The 19,048-nt window shown below is 41.7% G+C and carries 21 protein-coding genes; 9 read left to right on the top strand and 12 right to left on the bottom strand.

The annotated features are described in order from the left end of the window. Window positions 1–3 precede the first annotated feature (3 nt). The 5 genes from tsaB to lysS form a co-directional block, all read right to left on the bottom strand. Window positions 4–687 carry a tRNA (adenosine(37)-N6)-threonylcarbamoyltransferase complex dimerization subunit type 1 TsaB gene (gene tsaB, locus BLU33_RS16250; RefSeq protein WP_091375273.1) on the bottom strand — a complete coding sequence of 228 codons (684 nt, stop codon included), beginning with the start codon at window positions 685–687 and terminating at the stop codon, window positions 4–6. Between the two features lie 101 nt (window positions 688–788). Further along, window positions 789–1,031, bottom strand: coding sequence for a membrane protein insertion efficiency factor YidD (gene yidD / locus BLU33_RS16245; RefSeq protein ID WP_091375269.1), 243 nt, complete (start codon window positions 1,029–1,031; stop codon window positions 789–791). Then, window positions 1,028–1,414 carry a ribonuclease P protein component gene (rnpA, locus tag BLU33_RS16240; protein ID WP_091375265.1) on the bottom strand — a complete coding sequence of 129 codons (387 nt, stop codon included), beginning with the start codon at window positions 1,412–1,414 and terminating at the stop codon, window positions 1,028–1,030. The genes yidD and rnpA overlap by 4 nt, the downstream gene beginning before the upstream one ends. 75 nt (window positions 1,415–1,489) lie before the next feature. Further along, window positions 1,490–1,648 carry a 50S ribosomal protein L34 gene (gene rpmH, locus BLU33_RS16235; protein ID WP_091375262.1) on the bottom strand — a complete coding sequence of 53 codons (159 nt, stop codon included), beginning with the start codon at window positions 1,646–1,648 and terminating at the stop codon, window positions 1,490–1,492. A gap of 592 nt (window positions 1,649–2,240) precedes the next feature. After that, complete coding sequence (lysS, locus tag BLU33_RS16230) at window positions 2,241–3,962, bottom strand: lysine--tRNA ligase (RefSeq protein ID WP_091375259.1); 1,722 nt, start codon at window positions 3,960–3,962, stop codon at window positions 2,241–2,243. A gap of 144 nt (window positions 3,963–4,106) precedes the next feature. Between lysS and BLU33_RS16225 the strand changes: the two genes are divergently transcribed. The 4 genes from BLU33_RS16225 (at window position 4,107) to BLU33_RS16210 (ending at window position 7,192) form a co-directional block, all read left to right on the top strand. After that, window positions 4,107–5,000: a helix-turn-helix domain-containing protein gene (locus tag BLU33_RS16225; protein ID WP_091375256.1), complete on the top strand. Its 894-nt coding sequence runs from the start codon at window positions 4,107–4,109 to the stop codon at window positions 4,998–5,000. A gap of 76 nt (window positions 5,001–5,076) precedes the next feature. Further along, window positions 5,077–5,505, top strand: a complete 429-nt coding sequence (locus tag BLU33_RS16220) for an ester cyclase (protein ID WP_091375255.1) — start codon at window positions 5,077–5,079, stop codon at window positions 5,503–5,505. Between the two features lie 2 nt (window positions 5,506–5,507). Then, complete coding sequence (locus tag BLU33_RS16215; RefSeq protein WP_091375252.1) at window positions 5,508–6,245, top strand: SDR family oxidoreductase; 738 nt, start codon at window positions 5,508–5,510, stop codon at window positions 6,243–6,245. Between the two features lie 125 nt (window positions 6,246–6,370). Beyond that, on the top strand, window positions 6,371–7,192 hold the full coding sequence (locus BLU33_RS16210; protein WP_091375249.1) for a DUF2971 domain-containing protein: 822 nt from the start codon (window positions 6,371–6,373) through the stop codon (window positions 7,190–7,192). Between the two features lie 134 nt (window positions 7,193–7,326). Here the strand turns inward: BLU33_RS16210 and BLU33_RS16205 are convergent, their stop codons facing one another. Continuing rightward, window positions 7,327–9,240, bottom strand: coding sequence for an AMP-dependent synthetase/ligase (locus BLU33_RS16205; protein WP_091375246.1), 1,914 nt, complete (start codon window positions 9,238–9,240; stop codon window positions 7,327–7,329). Window positions 9,241–9,564: 324 nt separating this feature from the next. Here BLU33_RS16205 and BLU33_RS16200 point away from each other — a divergent pair, with 324 nt between their 5' ends. Beyond that, window positions 9,565–10,275 (top strand): nuclear transport factor 2 family protein, encoded by a 711-nt coding sequence (locus tag BLU33_RS16200; protein WP_157682181.1) that lies wholly within the window; start codon window positions 9,565–9,567, stop codon window positions 10,273–10,275. A 175-nt stretch (window positions 10,276–10,450) separates the two neighbouring features. Here BLU33_RS16200 and BLU33_RS16195 read toward each other — a convergent pair whose 3' ends face one another. The 3 genes from BLU33_RS16195 to BLU33_RS16185 form a co-directional block, all read right to left on the bottom strand. Continuing rightward, entirely contained in the window at window positions 10,451–10,777 is a 327-nt protein-coding gene (locus BLU33_RS16195; RefSeq protein WP_091375239.1) for a HesB/IscA family protein, read from the bottom strand. Window positions 10,778–10,889: 112 nt separating this feature from the next. Continuing rightward, entirely contained in the window at window positions 10,890–11,303 is a 414-nt protein-coding gene (gene iscU / locus BLU33_RS16190; protein WP_091375236.1) for a Fe-S cluster assembly scaffold IscU, read from the bottom strand. A gap of 112 nt (window positions 11,304–11,415) precedes the next feature. Further along, entirely contained in the window at window positions 11,416–12,627 is a 1,212-nt protein-coding gene (locus BLU33_RS16185; RefSeq protein WP_091375232.1) for an IscS subfamily cysteine desulfurase, read from the bottom strand. Between the two features lie 102 nt (window positions 12,628–12,729). On the opposite strand from BLU33_RS16185, the gene mce reads away from it, so the two are divergent. Then, window positions 12,730–13,143: a methylmalonyl-CoA epimerase gene (mce, locus tag BLU33_RS16180; RefSeq protein ID WP_091375229.1), complete on the top strand. Its 414-nt coding sequence runs from the start codon at window positions 12,730–12,732 to the stop codon at window positions 13,141–13,143. Window positions 13,144–13,507: 364 nt separating this feature from the next. Here mce and BLU33_RS16175 read toward each other — a convergent pair whose 3' ends face one another. After that, window positions 13,508–14,500 carry a hypothetical protein gene (locus tag BLU33_RS16175; RefSeq protein WP_157682179.1) on the bottom strand — a complete coding sequence of 331 codons (993 nt, stop codon included), beginning with the start codon at window positions 14,498–14,500 and terminating at the stop codon, window positions 13,508–13,510. Window positions 14,501–15,173: 673 nt separating this feature from the next. On the opposite strand from BLU33_RS16175, the gene mqnC reads away from it, so the two are divergent. Beyond that, window positions 15,174–16,298, top strand: coding sequence for a cyclic dehypoxanthinyl futalosine synthase (gene mqnC / locus BLU33_RS16170; protein ID WP_091375222.1), 1,125 nt, complete (start codon window positions 15,174–15,176; stop codon window positions 16,296–16,298). A gap of 69 nt (window positions 16,299–16,367) precedes the next feature. Here the strand turns inward: mqnC and BLU33_RS16165 are convergent, their stop codons facing one another. Together BLU33_RS16165 and BLU33_RS16160 are read right to left on the bottom strand one after the other, a co-directional pair. Then, complete coding sequence (locus tag BLU33_RS16165; RefSeq protein WP_091375219.1) at window positions 16,368–17,246, bottom strand: ferritin-like domain-containing protein; 879 nt, start codon at window positions 17,244–17,246, stop codon at window positions 16,368–16,370. A gap of 23 nt (window positions 17,247–17,269) precedes the next feature. Continuing rightward, entirely contained in the window at window positions 17,270–17,956 is a 687-nt protein-coding gene (locus tag BLU33_RS16160; protein WP_091375216.1) for a ferritin-like domain-containing protein, read from the bottom strand. A 122-nt stretch (window positions 17,957–18,078) separates the two neighbouring features. On the opposite strand from BLU33_RS16160, the gene scpB reads away from it, so the two are divergent. Continuing rightward, a complete protein-coding gene (gene scpB, locus BLU33_RS16155; RefSeq protein WP_091375213.1) occupies window positions 18,079–18,639 on the top strand; it encodes an SMC-Scp complex subunit ScpB in 561 nt (186 codons plus the stop codon). A 139-nt stretch (window positions 18,640–18,778) separates the two neighbouring features. Continuing rightward, entirely contained in the window at window positions 18,779–18,976 is a 198-nt protein-coding gene (locus BLU33_RS16150) for a hypothetical protein (protein WP_091375208.1), read from the top strand. Window positions 18,977–19,048 lie beyond the last annotated feature (72 nt).

Below are 19,048 nucleotides of genomic sequence, written 5' to 3'. Positions count from 1 at the left end.
GAGTTATACTGCCTTTTTGCCGGCAACAAAATCTTTAAGATAATAAGGCTCAAAATAGGCCACATCTTCAAAATCTTTAGCTATAAATTTTTCAGCAGCTTTTTGTGTAAGATGTGTGGCCGAGTTGGTGAAATCAGGTATGAATTGCGCATTAGGATTGTTGCCCAGTACTGCTATACATTTATCGGCACCATCGCCAAAAAATAAGATTTTAGTGTTTTTCAACAGTTCACTAAAACTGTTTTCGTCAATGATTTCGGCTGTTGTTGATTGTATTCTTTCGCCTTTGTTGTTAAATAGTGCGGTGTAAACTTCCATACGGCGGGCATCTATCATGGGGCATAGCAGCATGTCGCCATTAATGATCTGATCATCATTGATAACACCATATGCCATTGCCTCTAAGGTTTCGATAGCTATAAGTGGTTTATCTAACGCAAAGCATAAACCTTTGGCCGTTGATATACCGATGCGCAAGCCCGTATATGAACCTGGGCCGCAACTAACGGCTATAGCATCAAGGTTATCATAAGTAAGCCCTTCTGCCGTCAGTAATTCATCAATGTAAACAGTGATCACCTCGGCATGTATATTACGTTGATTGATCTGCCTGTAAGCTATAACCTGCCCATCCTTTGCCAGGGCAACTGAACATACAGTGGTAGCGGTTTCAATTTGTAGGATCATTTTTTAGTATCAAGTAGCTTTAGTTGGTATCAAGTAGCTAGTATCAAGTATCAAGTAAAGAGCTTTGCTTTTTGACTTTGAACTTTTGAATTTTGACTTAATCAAGGTACCGGGTCATGCCCATGGCCGCCCCAGGGGTTGCAGCTGGCAATGCGTTTCAAAGTTAACCATCCGCCTTTAAATGCTCCGTGTTTTTTTATGGCTTCAACACCATACTGCGAACAAGTGGGTGTGTAGCGACAAGATGCTCCTGTAAGCGGCGAAATAAAGTATTGGTATATCTTTATCAGTAAAACAAAGATACTGCCTATAATGGCCTTAAATATGTTATAAATGAACATCATTTGGCAAGCTGTTCACTCAGCTGTTTTAAAAGCTTAAGCATCTTTTTTTCGAAAAGATCGAAGGGTTCTATCTGCTTGCCTATATAGCCTAATGACAGTACTATCTTTTTATTGGTACTGGTAAGCAGATCATAAAGATGTTGTTGTTTTTGCAGGCGGTAAGCTTCGCGCAGGCGGCGTTTTATCAGGTTACGGTCCACAGCGTGTTTGTAACGCCTTTTTGAAACCGATATTAATACCTGTGCAGCGGTGGTTTGGGTTGCATTATCAACCAGCAGCCACGATGCTTTGAAGGGGTAACATAAAAAAGAAGAACCGTTATGAAAAAGCTCATCAATAAGCCTTTTATTACATAACCGTTCTTCTTTTTTAAAAGTATACATATTTTGCTGATGCTGAACCGAAAACTAATTACATAACCACGGCTCAAGCCCCTGCAAAGGAGAATGCAGCGTTAACTATGCTTTATGCTTGCCTTCGTCAGATACTGACAGTCTTTTTCTGCCTTTAGCTCTTCTTGCTGCTAATATTCTTCTGCCGTTAGCAGATGACATGCGCTCACGGAAACCGTGTTTATTTCTTCTTTTTCTTTGCGAAGGCTGGAACGTTCTTTTCATGATTGTTTTATTGTATTCGTTGTTTTAAAAACAAGAGCGCAAATGTAGTTATTTAATTCAAAAGTTAAAAGGTAAAAATCAAAATAGTTTGGTGGGAGTGATTAGTGGTTGGAGATTAGTGATTAGTTGGTTGATATGTTCGGTTGTAATCTATCTCCACGCGTCATTGCGAGGGACGAAGCAATCTCTATACTATACAGAGCGAATTTGATGAGCTTGTTGACCTGCCTACGTAAAGATTGCTTTGTACCGCGCAATTACGCGCGAAGAGTAAAAATGATTAATGATCAGTGACCAATGACTAACTCTCGCTCTTTGTTGATGTTGTCACCATAGGTGTTCGGAAGATTAATGGCGTTCCCTTCGGTCGGGCTCTTCGCTCATACTGCACAGGCCTTAGTCACGGCCTGCACTGGGGCCCTCGATTGGCCGGTATCCGCTGTGATCCCTAACGCAACTTATGATTAAAACAAAATTTTAATCCTGAGCGGTAGCTAAGTATCTTATCCGCGTTTTACCGCCGGACAGATGTTTCGCTACCGCTCAACATGACAATTAAAAAAATGACTGATGACCAGTGACCAATGACTGATTACTCAAACCACGCCATTACAGCGTCCTTAGTTGGCATATCAATATTTAGTTTCAATTTCTTGCGCATCCCGCCAAGGTCATTAAATACTTTGTTGGGGTTAGCTGCTTTTAGTTCTTCAACGGTGTTAAAGCCCATTTTATTTAATACGGGCACCCATTCCGGCGATACGCCTATATTTACAAAATCATCAAGCGTAGCAATTTTTGATTTTTTCTCAGGGCGCATCTGCGGGAAGAACAGTACTTCCTGTATAGTGCTCTGGTTGGTCATCATCATCACCAAACGGTCAATACCAATACCTAAGCCTGATGTTGGCGGCATGCCATATTCCAGGGCGCGCAAAAAGTCGTCGTCCATCGCCATTGCCTCATCATCACCACGCCCTGCCAGTAATAACTGGTCCTCAAAACGCTCACGCTGATCTATCGGGTCATTTAATTCTGAATACGCATTGGCGATCTCCTTGCCATTCACAAACAGCTCGAAACGTTCGACCAAACCATCTTTGCTGCGGTGTTTTTTGGCAAGCGGTGTCATCTCGATAGGGTAATCGGTGATATAGGTTGGCTGTATCAGGTTAGCCTCCACTTTAGCGCCGAAAATCTCGTCAATTAGCTTGCCTTTACCCATACTTTCGTTGGTTTCAATACCTAAGCTTGCACAGGTTTCGCGTAAGCCGGCCTCATCCATTGCCGATACATCAATACCTGTATATTCAAGGATAGAATCGTACATGGATAATTTCCTGTAAGGTCCCGCGAAGTTTATCTCGTTAGCCCCGTATTGTACAACCGGGATGCCGTGGATAGCACGTGTTACATGCTCCAGGCATTTCTCCACCATTTCCATCATCCATATATAATCCTTGTAGGCTACATATATCTCTACCGAGGTAAATTCAGGGTTATGGGTGCGGTCCATGCCCTCGTTACGGAACATTTTACCGAACTCATATACCCCGTCGAATCCGGCAACTATCAGTCGTTTTAAATAAAGCTCATTGGCTATGCGCAAAAACAGCGGCATATCCAATGTATTATGGTGCGTAGCGAATGGCCTTGCAGCAGCTCCGCCATGTACAGGCTGTAAAATAGGGGTTTCCACTTCCATCCAGCCTTCGCTGTTAAAGTAGTCGCGCATGCTGCTGATTACTTTTGAGCGGTTGATGAAGATCTGTTTAAAATCCGGGTTAACGGTCAGATCCACATAGCGCTGGCGATAGCGTTGTTCAGGGTCGGTAAAGCCATCGTGGATGTTACCTTCCTCATCGCGCTTTACTACCGGAAGTGGTTTTAATGATTTGGATAGTACGGTCATTTCCTGTACGTGTACAGAGATTTCGCCGGTTTGGGTCAGGAAAACAAAGCCTTTAACGCCAACGTAATCGCCGATATCCAGCAGTTTTTTAAATACAGTATTGTATAAGGTTTTATCCTCACCAGGGCAAATATCATCGCGTTTCAAATAGATCTGGATGCGACCTGTTGAATCCTGCAGCTCAGCAAATGATGCGCTGCCCATAATACGGCGCGTCATGATGCGGCCCGCGATGGTTACGTTCTGATAAGCATCGGGGTTAGCCTCAAAGTTGGCGGCAATGCCCTGTGCCCATGCGTTAACATCATAGGCTGCGGCAGGGTATGGGTCGATGCCTAGATTGCGAAGCTGTTGTAATGATTCGCGGCGTATAATTTCCTGTTCGGATAGTGCAATACTCATATTTTTATTAAAGTTGCAAAAATAGCGTTTTTTTGGATATGAGGGTGGGAGAGTTGTAAACTCTCTTTATCAGTAGGCTTCAGTCGCAGACTGAAGCCAGTGCTCATACATATGCATCATTTAAAAATCTTTAGCTTTGTGAATATGAATACACTCAATGCCGAAACGGTTATCCCCAAATATGCCTTTGAAGAGGATGTCGCCATAGGTAATAAAATGTTCAAGATCGTGAAAAGCTCGCACAGTGTAAGGTATCATAAAGCCGATATGCTGGTGCCGCACCGCAAGGATTATTACTTTTATGTATTTGTAAAGCAGGGGAACAGTCGGCACTGGATTGATATGACCCTGTATACCTTAAGGCCTGATACTTTTTATTTTAGTGTGCCCCACCAGATACATTTAAAAGAGGAGGCTAAGCCCTTCACGGGTTCCGCCATTAATTTTACTGAGGAATTTTTGGCAATGGAAGAGAATGGTTTTTTAAAACAATTGCCCATCATACAAAATCGCCATAACGGACATGAACTTAATTTGAACAGTGATGATGTTGTTTTTATAGAGGACTTGGTTGATAAGATCCACACGGAATATAATGCCAAACAAAACTGGCAAAACAGTATGCTGGTAGCTTATATGCATGTGCTGCTTATTTATTTGAGCAGATTATATACCGAGCAATTTACAGATGGAGAGCAAGCACCAGAAAAGCTACTGCTGAAAAGATACCTGGCCCGGATTGAAGATGATTATAAAGAGATACATGATGTTGCCGCCTATGCCGATATGCTGAACATTACCGCCGGGCATTTAAGCGAAGTGGTAAAAAAACAAAGCGGAAAAACGGCTATGGAGCACATCCATGAGCGTTTAGAATGGGAGGCTAAACGTCTACTTTTCCATACCGATCACTCCATAAAAGAAATAGCATTTGAGCTGGGTTTTGAGGATGCATCATACTTTAACCGTTTTTTTAAACGCCTGGCCGAGCAAACACCCGCCGATTACCGGAAGAGCACCCGGCATTTGTACCATTAATGCCTGTTTAAGTACTATCTGCAATTTTTGCAGGCACTTACTTTTGTGCTGTGTTTAAACCATACACATAAAAGTAATGACAGCACAGGAAGAATTAAATAAAGCTACGGTACTTCGCTTTAACCGTGAAGTGCTTGAAAATGGCAGCATTGATGCCATTAATGAACTCATTGCTCCCGATTTTATTAATTATACCGCGCCGCCGGGCACGCCAAATGGTCCGCAGGGAATAATAGACTTTACCATTAATATGATGCACAAAGCCTTAACCGGCATCAGCGTTAAAATACACGACCAGGTTATTGAGAACGATAAGGTGGTAACGCGCAAAACCATTTACGGCACGCATATTGGCAACTTTATGGGTGTAGCGCCAAGTAATGAGCAGGTAGCCATAAATATTATAGATATCATCACTGTTAAAAACGGGCAGTATACCGAGCATTGGAGCATACGCGATGCACAGGACATGATTAATAAATCAACAAAAGCAAATAACAGATAATTATGAAAACAGTATTGATAACAGGCGCCAATAAAAGCATTGGCTTTGAAGCCACCAGGCAATTATTAGCCAAAGGATATTACGTTTATTTAGGCAGCCGTGACCTTGAAAAAGGAAATGAAGCGGTCGCTACGTTAAAAGCAGAAGGACTTACCAATGTTGAACCGCTGCAAATTGATGTAAGCAACCCTGAATCCATTGCAAAGGCACGTGAAGTGTTGGGTACGAAATTAACATCATTGGATGTATTGATCAATAACGCGGGCATTCTCGGCGGCATGAATCAGACTGCATTGGCTACAGAAACAGATACCGTTCGCGAGGTATTTGCCACTAACTTTTTTGGTGTGATAGATGTGACCCGGGCTTTTCTGGATCTGCTGCAAAAATCTGACGAACCAAGAATAGTTAACGTAACTTCAGGACTGGGATCGCTTACCCTGCACAGCGACCCAAACTGGAAATACTACGCCGTTAAAACCGTGGCTTATGGCCCGTCAAAATCGGCATTGAATGCTTATACTATTGTTTTGGCCTATGAATTAAAGGATACCGCTTTTAAAGTAAATGCGGTTGACCCCGGCTATACTAAAACTGATTTTAACCATCACAGCGGCCCCGGGACTATTGAAGATGCTGCAGCGCGTGTAGTTAAATACGCTACAATTGGTGCTGATGGCCCTACGGGAGGATTTTTTAGTGATGATAATAATCCGGAGACGGGGGTGAGTCCGTGGTAGTCTGAATCAGAATTTATCGGATTTTTTTGATTTATAGGATGGTCATTAAGCTTCAGTAATTACAAAGCCTAATGATTCAAAAAACGGTAATTTTTGGACTATCTTTATAATACAATGTGTTATAAATGAGTGAGTCTGAAAAATATCCAAGATTAGTATATAAATATAGAAGTTGGAATGATGAAAATCATCGAAATATTCTTCTGAAAAATCAACTTTTTTTGGCTTCACCTAAAGATTTTAATGATCCATTTGATTGTAGAATACCAATCAATTATCTATTGCTGAATACACCTGACAAAATATCACAATATGCTACTGAATATACCATTCGTCAATTTGATAGATTAACAGAGCTGGGGGTAAATTTAGAAGATCATATAAAATTTATTGAAGATCGGTTAAGTAATGAAATTAGTGAAATTCAACAAGAGAATGAATATCGACATTTCAAGGAGCAAGATGAACGATATGGTGTATTGTCCTTAAGTAAAAAGTGGGATAATATACTGATGTGGTCACATTATGGTGACTTTCATAAAGGGTTTTGTATTGGCTTATGGGAAGAAAAATTACGCAATTCTAAATTCGTTGGAAAAGGCGGTCCTGTTATTTACAATGACAATGATGATTATCCAGAAATTAGTCCTTTAAATGAGCAAAATAATCTTGAAAAATCATTTATTGAAACTCACTACAAATCTAAAGATTGGCATTATGAAGAAGAATATCGGCTTACACGATTATTTTATCCTAATTATCCAAATTTGTCAGATAGAATAATTGAAGTAGGAGATGATTTTTTTGCTGAGATTATACTAGGAATACAAATTCCAAAAGAACATAAAGAGGAAATTATGATTATAGCAAAGAATAAAAGTATACCAGTTTATCAAGCTGTAAAAGTGCCAATGAAGTTTTTAATTGAAAGGATTGAGATTAATTAAATTATATCACTAGTGCGAATTGCAAACTCACCTGATCTTTAAGCTTCAGATTGAAGCTTGTGGGTGTTAAAGGATTTACAAGGTGCTAATCACATCATGTAAATCCTTTAATCCTAAAAATCATGGTTCCAACCTTAATCCGCATCTGCTTCCTGCAGGTACATCTCATCAATATCGCCGGCGTATTTCTTTTCTATCACTTTGCGTTTGGCTTTCATGGTGGGGGTTATTTCGCCCTCATCCATGCTGAACGGATTGCGCTTTACCTTGAAGCCTTTGATGCGCTCAAACTTGGCCAATTCGTTTGACAGGCGGCGAACATCCTGACCTATCCAGTCGGTAATTTCTTTTTCGTTGATGAACAGGTCTTTTTGTGCGAAGAAATCATCGGTTAAACCAAAAGTTTCCTGTAGTGCTTCACGTGCCGGGATGATAATGGCGGTAACATATTCGCGCTTATCGCCAATCAAAAATACGCCCTCAATGCGCGGACTTTTCAGGTAGGTATTCTCAACCGGGGTTGGGTATATGTTTTTACCGTAAGCGTTCACCAGCATATTTTTAAGGCGGTCGGTTATTTGCAGGTTGCCCTTAAAAAAACGGCCGATATCACCGGTATGGAACCAGCCTTCCGGGTCGATAGCCGCGGCAGTTTCTTCGGGTTTGTTCCAGTAGCCCTTCATTACGCAATGCCCGCGTACAATGATCTCACCTTCTTCCGACTGGTAGTTCTTGCTAAACGTATCATAGGTTTGCACGGTATAGATCTGGCGGGTTTCCACATTCTGTATGCCCACTTCAATACCAGGGATAATACGGCCTACGGTACCATAAACCTGCCTGTCGTTTTCAGTTACTGACATAACAGGTGAAGTTTCGGTAAGTCCAAAGCCTTCTAATACTTTAATACCGAGGTCGCCAAAAAACTCACCGATATTTTTGGGCAACGCGCCACCGCCCGAGATCATGAACTTTAATCGTCCGCCGGTTTTTTCCTTTATTTTGCTGAATACCAGCTTATCGGCTATTTTGTATTGATAGCTTAATATTGGTCCGGATTTTTTACCGGCTTCACTGGCTATACGATATTCTCTGCCAATTTTTAATGCCCACAGGAATATTTTGGCTTTCATGCCACCGGCTTCTGTGCCGCCTTTTATGGCTTTATCGTGGATGCGCTCTAACAAACGCGGTACGCAATTCATTACTGTTGGACGAACTTCTCCCATGTTTTTTGCCAAAAGATCGAGGCTTTGCGCAAATGCTATCTGGCATCCGGCAGCTAAACAAACGTGGTAGGTAGCAGTGCGCTCAAATACGTGCGATAGCGGCAGGAACGACAGGAATAAATCGCTGGATTCAATTACCGGGATCTGCAGTAGACAAACACGCACGTTTTCGCAAAGGTTATAATGGGTAAGCATCACGCCTTTAGGTGTGCCTGTAGTACCTGAAGTATATATTAAACAGGAAAGATCGGACGGTAAGATAGCTTCGCGGGCAATGTTAATAGCTAAGCGGTATTGGTGAACCAATGTATGACCTTCTGCTATCAGCTCTTTAAAACCGATAACTCCGGCATTTAATGCGTTTTTGCCCAGGTTCTTTTCAAAATCATCAAAGGCGGGGATGATACGAATAAGTTCGGGGCAGTTATTGGCTATTTTTGCTACTTTACGCAGCAGGAAAGGGTTGCCAACTATTAATGTTTTAGCGCCGGAATCATTTAAAATATACTCGATCTCGGTTTCGCTAAGGGTAGGGTAGATGGAAGTATTTACTGCGCCTATCTGTTGTAGCGCCTGGTCATAATAAACATAATCAGGACCGTTCTCAATGATTAGGGCCAGACGGTCGCCTTTTTTTACGCCAATTTCCAGAAACCAGGCTGATATGGCATCGATTTTATCTAGGGCTTGTTTATAGCTGATCACTACCCACTCGTTGCCTACTTTATGTTGAAGAAAAGGATGAGTTTCGTGATGTATGGTGGCAACGGTATTGCGTATAAACTTCGGAACTGTATTTATATCAGGTGTTATATTCATTTCGGAATAATCGGTAATTAACTAGCTAACAAAGCTAATTTATTTTTATTAAATGATTACACAGATTTTATTTGAGGGATTGCTTCGATTTTGGTTTGATTGCACCGATTTATATTGAGGGTTTAAATGCATATATTTATCGCATAATTACTTTCAGAACATATTATAAACGGATCACCAAAAATCCGGCCTGAGCACAGGTATTACACTGCGGAATAAGCAGGTGGTAATTTTTTTGCCTTTTTTATTTACTTAAAAATTTAAATGCATTTGTATGGTGTTAACGTGCGATTATGCAGTTATCCCATCGTAAATTATAAACTCATGGAAAGTATATCCAATAAAGAAATAGTATTAATATGTTACAGGAAAATAATCCGCGACCTTGACCTGTCACTTGTTGACAAGTATATAAGGGAGGATTATATACAGCATAGCCCTACGGTTAAGGATGGTATGGCAGGATTATGTGAGATGTTGCATTTTATGAAGACCTTGCCTCGCCCGACTGAGGTTGCACCATCACCCATTATCAGAATTATTGCCCAAAGTGATTTTGTGGCTGTTCACCTGGATATCAGGTTTATGGGTAAAAGGGCGGCTATTATTGATCTGTTCAGGCTGCAGGATGGTATGCTGGCAGAGCATTGGGATGCAGGGCAGGGAATAGGTGATGACGATGTAAACATGACCAATGGTACTATCACAATTAATGAAAGCGTTGATGCCAGGGAAAGTAAAATGATAGTGCAACAATATTATAATAATGATCTTTCAAAAGCTGACGTGTATTTAAGTGCTGATTACATTGAGCATAATACTGCCAGTACTTTATTGAATTGGCCTGATAGTATAAAAATGCACAGGTTAATTGCTGAAGGTGATCTTGTTTTTGCGCAATGTGAGGGTGTGAAATCCGGGAAGATATTTGCCTTGTACCACATATTCAGGGTTGAGACCGGTAAAATAGCAGAACATTGGAGCGTGGAGCAGGAGGTACCTGCGGTTATGGCGCATGGGAACGGGATGTTTTAGTGGTCTTTTTGCTCTTATTTGATTGTCATAGCTGAGCGATAGCGCGGTACCCCCGTCGCATGGCTATTGAACGCGACGAGGTTGCCGCGTCGTTCCTTACAGCAATGACAATTTGTTATCAAAACAAAAGAGGCATCTTTCGGATGCCTCTTTTATATATCATTTTCAGTAAATTTTAAACTGAGAAACTCTCTCCGCAGCCGCAGGTGCGGGTTGCGTTGGGGTTGTGGAAGTTGAAACCTTTACCGTTTAGTCCGTCGGAGAAATCAAGCTCGGTACCGGCAAGGTACAGGAATGATTTCATATCCAATGCCAAACGTACACCCTGATCTTCAAAAAACTGGTCGCCTTTTTTTATTTCGTTATCAAAATCAAGATTGTATGATAAACCGGAGCAACCACCACCCTGAACAGATACACGCAGAAAATACGACGCATCAAGCCCCGAATCCTGCATGAGGTGGTCTATTTTATCTTTTGCTTTATTTGTTACAGTTACCATTTGTTTAGTATTTAGTCACTAGTATCAAGTATCAAGACAGAAATCTTCTGCTTGGTTTATTTAGTACCGGGCATAAAAATCTTGATACCTGATACTAAATACTTACTACTAATTAATGATGTACTTTTTCGCTTGCTATCGGCTCCATGCCGTTTTTAACGCGGTAGTCATTAATTGCTGCTTTAATAGCATCTTCTGCTAATACCGAGCAGTGAATTTTTACTGGTGGCAGGGCAAGTTCTTCAACAATGTCCATGTTGTCAATCTTCATGGCATCGTCAATGCTTTTACCTTTAAGCCATTCGGTAGCTAATGATGATGATGCGATAGCTGAACCGCAACCAAATGTTTTGAATTTAGCATCGGTTATAACGTTGTTATCATCAACCTGAATCTGCAGGCGCATAACGTCGCCGCACTCAGGGGCACCAACTAAACCTGTACCTACTTTGTGGCTGGCCTTATCTAAGGTGCCAACATTGCGGGGGTTAGTGTAGTGATCAATTACTTTATCTGAATAAGCCATTTTATTTAGTATTTAGTCTTAAGTTTTGAGTCGGAAGTCAAATTTTCAAACTCTTTAAATATTATATATTAAAACATCTGCACATTAGCGCATCTGCATATTTGCACATTTATTAATGTTCCGCCCACTCAATTGAGTCAAGGTCGATACCTTCCTTAAACATTTCCCAAAGTGGTGATAGTTCGCGCAGGTGGGTAACCGATTTTTTAGTTACTTCAACAGCGTAATCTACTTCTTCTTCGGTAGTGAAACGGCCTAAGCCGAAACGGATAGAAGAGTGTGCCAGATCATCCGACAGGCCTAAGCTCTTCAATACATATGATGGCTCCAGCGAAGCTGATGTACAAGCCGAACCTGATGATACAGCCAGGTCTTTCATCGCCATCATTAAGCCTTCGCCTTCAACATATTTAAAGGAGATATTAGCTACATGCGGTAAGCGGTGTTCCTGGTTGCCATTTACATAGCTTTCTTCCAGCACTGTTAACTTAGCTTGCAGTTTATCGCGTAAAGCTGATAAACGTTTTGCTTCGCTTTCCATTTCCTGCATACAAAGTTCGCAGGCTTTACCTAAGCCAACGATGCCCGGTACGTTTAATGTACCTGAACGCATACCGCGCTCGTGGCCGCCACCGTCCATTTGGGCGGTAACTTTAACACGTGGTCCTTTACGGCGAACGTATAATGCGCCAACACCTTTAGGACCGTATATTTTATGTGCAGATAATGCCAGTAAGTCGATGCCATCAGCATTAACATCAACCGGGATCTTACCAACGGCCTGGACAGCATCTGTCATCATTAAAGCGCCATGCTTGTGGGCAATAGCAGCAATTTCTCTTATAGGTTGTATAACACCAATCTCGTTGTTACCATACATGATCGAAACCAGGATAGTATCAGGGGTCATGGCTGCTTCAAGTTCAGCAAGGTCAATTAAACCATCTTCCTTAACACCAAGATAGGTTACTTTACCACCCAGTTTTTCAACGTGTTTACAGGCATCAAGCACAGCTTTATGCTCAGTAACTGTAGTGATGATGTGGTTACCTTTTTCTTTATACATCTCGAACACACCTTTAATAGCAAGGTTGTCTGATTCTGTAGCGCCTGAAGTAAAGATGATCTCTTTTTCGCTTGCACCTATCAATTTTGCCACCTGTTCGCGGGCGTAGTCAACGGCTTCTTCGGCTACCCAGCCAAAGGGGTGGTTACGGCTTGCCGCATTACCAAATTTTTCAACAAAATACGGCAACATGGCTTCCAGTACCCGTGGGTCCATTGGCGTAGTAGCGTTATTATCTAAATATACCGGGATATTCATAGCTTTTAATTAAACATACAAAGATATACAAAGTTTTTATTTAAAATGATTCAAAACAAGGGTTAAAAATTGTAGGCCGTCATTAATTTGCAATATTTGGATATGGAAAGAATAGAGCATATAGGAATAGCCGTAAATAGCATTGAAAACGCTGGAAAAGTTTACGAAAAGCTGCTGAATACGCCTGTTTATAAAACCGAGGAAGTAAAATCAGAAAACGTAATAACAGCATTTTTACAATGCGGTCCCAATAAAATTGAACTGCTGGAAGCAACCTCAGAAGATAGCCCTATTGCCAAATTTATAGCTAAAAAAGGGGAGGGGGTACATCATATAGCTTTTGAAGTTTTAGACATCCGAGCCGAGATGGAACGGCTAAAAAGTGAAGGTTTTGTGTTGCTGAATGAGGAGCCGAAGATGGGTGCTGATAATAAGTTGGTTTGCTTTGTGCACCCGAAAGGGGTTAATGGGGTGTTGGTGGAACTTTGTCAGAACCAGGATTTTATTACTTCTTGATTAGGGTTGTATATGATTAGACTTGCATAAGGGCCACAAACGGGACGCTTGCGGCAGCGAGGGGATGATATAAGTTAGTCGCCAATTCGTTCAGCGAGTTTATTAGGCTGTATAGAGAAGATTTTAGTAAGGTGCTTATTTAGTGTTGTATTTGGGCGTTGCCTGCGGCCGGGTTATCCGCTCATACTGCACAAGGCATTAGTCACAAGGCCGGTATCCGCTACTATCCCTAACGCGGAGCTTAGACGCTTGCGGCAGCGATGCAATTTCGCGTTGCCGTTATTAAACAAATAAGCTTCCAATTTCCTGGAAGCTTATTTATAAATGCGTTTAATTGACCTGTTTATTTAGAAAGAGCAATTGATTATTGGAAATAGAAATCCACTTGTGAATTTGTAGTTCCGTTGTTAACAAACACTGTGTTGTTTCCGGATGGTGTATAAATTGCACCGTCACTGGTTTGAACCCAGGTTATTGGTTGATTTGTTGTACCTGAGCCAACATACTGAAGGTTCATCGATTGCATTGCCACTTTTTGATCAGGCGGGAATGCTAAGTAGGTATTGGAATAAGCTTCCCAGCATTCAATTGTCTGGTTTGCCGGTTCGGGGAAGGATTGTGTATAGGTGATGGATGAGTGCCCCGAAAAAGCTATAGTGTATGTATAATTTCCGCCTGTAGCAGATTTTTGTGTAATTACCCCGGTTACGGTTGTGCCGGAAGCTACATCAATCGCATTGGAATGAAAGTAATTTCCGTTTGCAAAGCCCCAGTTCTGAATAAACCAGGTAGCGCCATGGCCATCTTCCCAACCCAGTACGGGCTGCATAAACGAACTTCCATCTACGTTATCTGCGCCGTTCCACAAAAATAGTGTACTATCGCGACTCGGAGCGCTGGGAACAACCCAACTGGTAGAGAAAGACTTTATATCTTTTCCTGATGGAAGGTTGCCATAAACATAATAACCGTTGCCAACTCCTCCCGTTTGTGCAGCAAGTGCATGAATTGAGGCTAAGTGTGATCCTGAAATATTTTGAGTGCCGTTGGTAGCAGTAGTAACAGCACCGTAATCTTCAATTACAGCTCCTGTTTCAGAATTTATCTTTTTTACGTGCCCGTCAATTTGGGCTACTTCTGTGCCTTGTTCTATCAAGTGCACTTTAGATTCAGGCACCATACCAAAAGGCGTGGATACCATTTTTGTTTGATTAGCCGCGGCGGTATTGACTGCAGTTGAGGAAGCCGGTTTGGCACCGTCCTTTTTACAGCCCGTTATGGCGACTGTAACAATAAATAACGCTGATAACAGAAATGCAATTTTTCTTGGGGTTGGAATGAAATTTTCGTGTTTCATAGCTTTCATAATTGTTAAGTAAATAATTTAATAATTTGGTCAATTACTTCCAAGTTAAGAATACGAGTAGATGGTTTTCTTTAAAGTCTTGCACAATCGTTTGTTTACTAGTAAAATAGATGTTTTTCCTGTGAGTTAATTTTGTGATTTTCTGGTGTCTGATTGGTTTTAGCCCTCTCTGCACACAGTGGAGAGAGGGCCGACCAGTGTAGCGTAGTCGGGGTGAGTTGGCGGAGCGCGTTTATGCTGCCTTATATTTCAGCCAATTGTCTGAACTGGAATTTTTATGAATTTTTCGAATTAACAGAATTTCATAAATTCCTTAATTCTTCAAATTCGGGTTCTGATCATTTGGGCGTTGCCTGCGGCCGTGCTGTTCAGGGCTACGCTTCGCTTCGGCCCTCCTTCGTCGGGCTAAACCCTTACCATCACTAACGCGGGGCTTCGGCGCGCTCCGTTTTACCCCCTCCGTCTCCTTCGTCGACACCTCCCCCTAAGTTTAGGGGGAGGCCGTGTGGGGGTAAAACGTGCTTCGCCGACTCACCCGGTCATCGCTTCGCTTGACCACCCTCTCTTCGCCTGCGGAGGAAAGAGGGTAGTGAATCCCACTCTTAAAATTGTCATTTATTCCATCAAATTTAAATTCCATGTTACAACTCCGTATATTTGTTATATGAATACAGCCGATCTGTTGCAGCGCGCTTTAAATTTTGAATTTTTGAGCCAGGAAGAAGGGGTTTACCTGTATAATAATGCCTCAACTCCTGATCTGATGTATATTGCCAACGAACTGCGTAAAAAGCAGGTTCCGCATGGTAAGGTTACCTGGCAGATAGACCGCAATGTGAATACCACTAACGTATGCATTGCCAATTGCAAGTTCTGTAATTTCTTCCGCAGGCCGGGGCATGAGGATAGCTATATCACCAATATTGAAACCTACAAACAGAAGATAGAGGAAACTTTTCGTTATGGGGGCGACCAGCTTTTGTTACAGGGCGGTCATCACCCTGATCTGGGTTTACAATTTTATGCTGATCTGTTTAAACAACTGAAAGAATTATATCCAACACTGAAACTGCACTCTTTAGGTCCGCCGGAGATTGCGCACGTTGCCAAGTTGGAGAACATGAGCCATATTGATGTGTTAAGGGCATTGAAGGAAGCGGGCCTTGATTCATTACCCGGTGCGGGCGCCGAGATCCTGAACGACCGTGTACGCCGACTGATCTCTAAAGGAAAATGCGGTGGTAAGGAGTGGCTGGATGTTATGCGTGCCGCTCACCAGTTGAATTTACCAAGCTCGGCCACCATGATGTTTGGCCATGTAGAAACTATAGAAGAGCGTTTTGAGCATTTGGTTTGGATCCGCGAGGTACAATCAGAAAAGCCGGAAGGTTCGTTTGGGTTTGTGGCGTTTATCCCGTGGCCTTTCCAGGATGATGGCACCTTGTTGCGTAAAGTACGCGGTATCACCAATAATGTAACCGGCGATGAGTATATCCGGATGATAGCATTGAGCCGTATCATGCTACCGAATATCAAGAATATACAGGCCTCATGGCTTACCGTGGGTAAACAGGTTGCGCAAATATGTTTACATGCAGGGGCAAATGACTTTGGTTCTATCATGATCGAGGAAAATGTAGTATCCGCAGCCGGTGCACCACACAGGTTTACGGCAAGGGGTATACAGGAATCCATTATCGAGGCAGGTTTTGAACCACAGCTGCGTAATCAGAAATATGATTGGCGTGAAGTGCCTGTACAAATAGAAGAACAAGTGATCAATTATTAAAAAATATTCTCCTATAAAAAAGCCCCGTATATTAATTTATACGGGGCTTTTGATTGGAACGGCTATTAATTATTTTGTGTTCACAAACGCAGGTACTAAAATAGCAAGTACTTCAGCTTGTGTTAATGCCTCATCAAATGCTGCTGAGGCTACTGCTACTGATGTGGTGCTACCCTCAACACTTGTCAGTGAAAGAATATTTACGCCACCTTGTGCGGTATTATTTTCGGGTGTGGCGCCGCCATAATTGGCATTTACCTGTGGTATACCGGTATCATTACTTGCACTGGCTGTACTTGTTATCCATGGATTGATGGAAACGCCGTATTTACTTGCGCGTAAATAACGCACAGCTGATGCGTGGCGTGCCTCAACCGCGTGAATTGCTAATGCCGCTGTTAAATAAGTTTGGTTACCCAATAAATTACCTGCCTGGCCTTTGTATGCGCGTACACCAGTATCCTCAAAAGTTTCGGCAACTGCTAAAAAGGTTTGATAATTGGTGAAAACATCGGAGAAAGGACCATTATTTTTGCCACCGCCGCCGGTAAAATCAACATAAGCCAAATCATTAGCGCTAACAGGTGTGCCACCTGCTGCGGTAATTGCATCGGTTAAAAATGTTACGTGGTTGTTCTCGTCATTTTTAATATAGGTGATGTAGGCCGTATCGGCAACCAAACCTGCTTTTGCAAGGCCGGTATTGTAAAAGGTTGCTTCTAAAAGTTCCAGTGTTAAAGCAAAGTTTAATACCGCTATAACATCTGATGATGCTGCAGCGCCATATGCTTTTTTGAACAGATCGCCAAGTGCAAATGGGATGGCTGCAAGCGCTACTTTTGTACCAAAGCTCGACATGTTTTTTATCGCGTTGCGGCGCGGGCTAATCCTGTCATTAAACTCAGGATCAACTTTTTCTATTTCTTCTATTATACCAAATAAATTCATGATCTTAATTGTTTAAGGAGTGATTAACTGAAGCTTTTTGCTGATACTTTGGTTTTTAAATAAGTATTAGCCGCGGCCAATACAACGCTTGGTTTGTTGGTGGCGTTTAAGCCGGTAGTAGCATCAACCTGGTCTGAGCCTACAAAACTTACATCAAGCAGGTTGGCTATTAACGATGCGTGACGTGCTTCAACCGAAACAATTTTGCCTGCAAGTAATAAATAGGCCGGGTTTTGTACCAGGTATCCAACACCATCATAAGCAGTTACGCCTAAGTCTTCAAAAGTTTTTGCGGCACCTAAAACAGCTGCCCTGCTGGTAAAATCTATCGTGCTAAAATCTGGGGTTAGTGCCTGTATAGCGCTCGCACCTAATGCAGCTTTAAAAAATTCGCGGTGAGCAACTTCGTGGTCACGGATCTCAGTTAAGTAACTCAATTCTACTGATGGCATGCCTGAGTAAGGATGGGCAACCACCTGTATATAGAATGCTGCTTCCAATTGTTCTAAAGCATAAGCATAATTTAAAATGCCCGGATCGCCTGAGCCTACATCAATAGCGCCTGCTGTAGGAGTAACTGTGTGATCCTTGTGGCAAGAGCTTGCTGTAGCCATTAGTCCTACGCCTGCAACTCCCACACCCGCATAACGTAAAAACGACCTGCGGGCCAGATTTACATTGCCGTTTAAAAGTTCTGTTTCTGTTTTCATAAATGAATGTTTTGTTTATAATAAATGTTTATATTGTAAGTACGCTTATAAAATAGATGCAGTTTTAATTATGGGTTTTACTTGTTACAACCTCATAGAGTACTTATTTTGGCGCTTGAAATATGGATAATACAGAACTTTATATAGAGGCGCTGATCTTCTCATCGGAGCAGAGTTTACGGCTTGAGGAAATAGCCTATTGTTTACAGGCGGCTATTGAAAAGGACATAGCGGTTGAAGAGATAAACAGGTGCATTAATAATATACAGCAAAAATACCAGGATGACAGGATGGCGATTGAACTGGTTAAAGTAAATAACGGCTACCAGTTTTTAACAAAAAAGGCTTATCACCAGGTTGTGGCCTTGCTGCAATCACAACGATCAAAGAAAAAACTGAGCCAGGCAGCGTTGGAAACACTGGCAATTATTGCCTATAAACAACCGGCAACAAAAACAGATGTGGAGCAAATACGCGGCGTAAACTGCGACTACTCGATACAAAAATTGCTGGAAAAGGAATTAATTGCCATTGTTGGCAAGTCGGAAGCGATTGGGAAGCCCATACTTTATGGCACCAGTCCGCTTTTTATGGATTATTTTGGTGTTAACGATATAAAAGAATTGCCTCATATAAAAGAACTTACAAGTACAGGAAATTCGATTGGTGAGGCTGAAGAATAATTTTTTCAATCATATTTTTAATAAAAATGATTTTGATTAATTTTACTATCAAATAATTTAGTGTTACCATAAAGATGAGCCACTATTTTATTACATTTAGATATACATTGAGTTTGTTTTAAAAATAAAAATTCGTCCAATGGGAACGCCAAAAAAACCTGCAAAGAAGCAGCCGATTTCCAAAGCTACAGGCGCAAAAAAATCGGCTGATGAAGAGTTAGATCCGAAACCAAAAAAGAAGATCGTTGATGACGATGAAGATGAGGATTTTGATGTGCCTTTAGATGAACTGGGGGGATACGAAAGCTTTGACTACGAAGACGAAGACGATTATTGATCTTATTTAATTAAATAATATTGTAAAGCATTCAGATATGCCTCTGAATGCTTTTTTTATATTCAGAGGTGT

The sequence above is a fragment of the Mucilaginibacter mallensis genome (genome assembly GCF_900105165.1).
Classification (GTDB): Bacteria; Bacteroidota; Bacteroidia; order Sphingobacteriales; family Sphingobacteriaceae; genus Mucilaginibacter; species Mucilaginibacter mallensis.
This window is presented reverse-complemented; position numbering and strand designations above follow the sequence as displayed.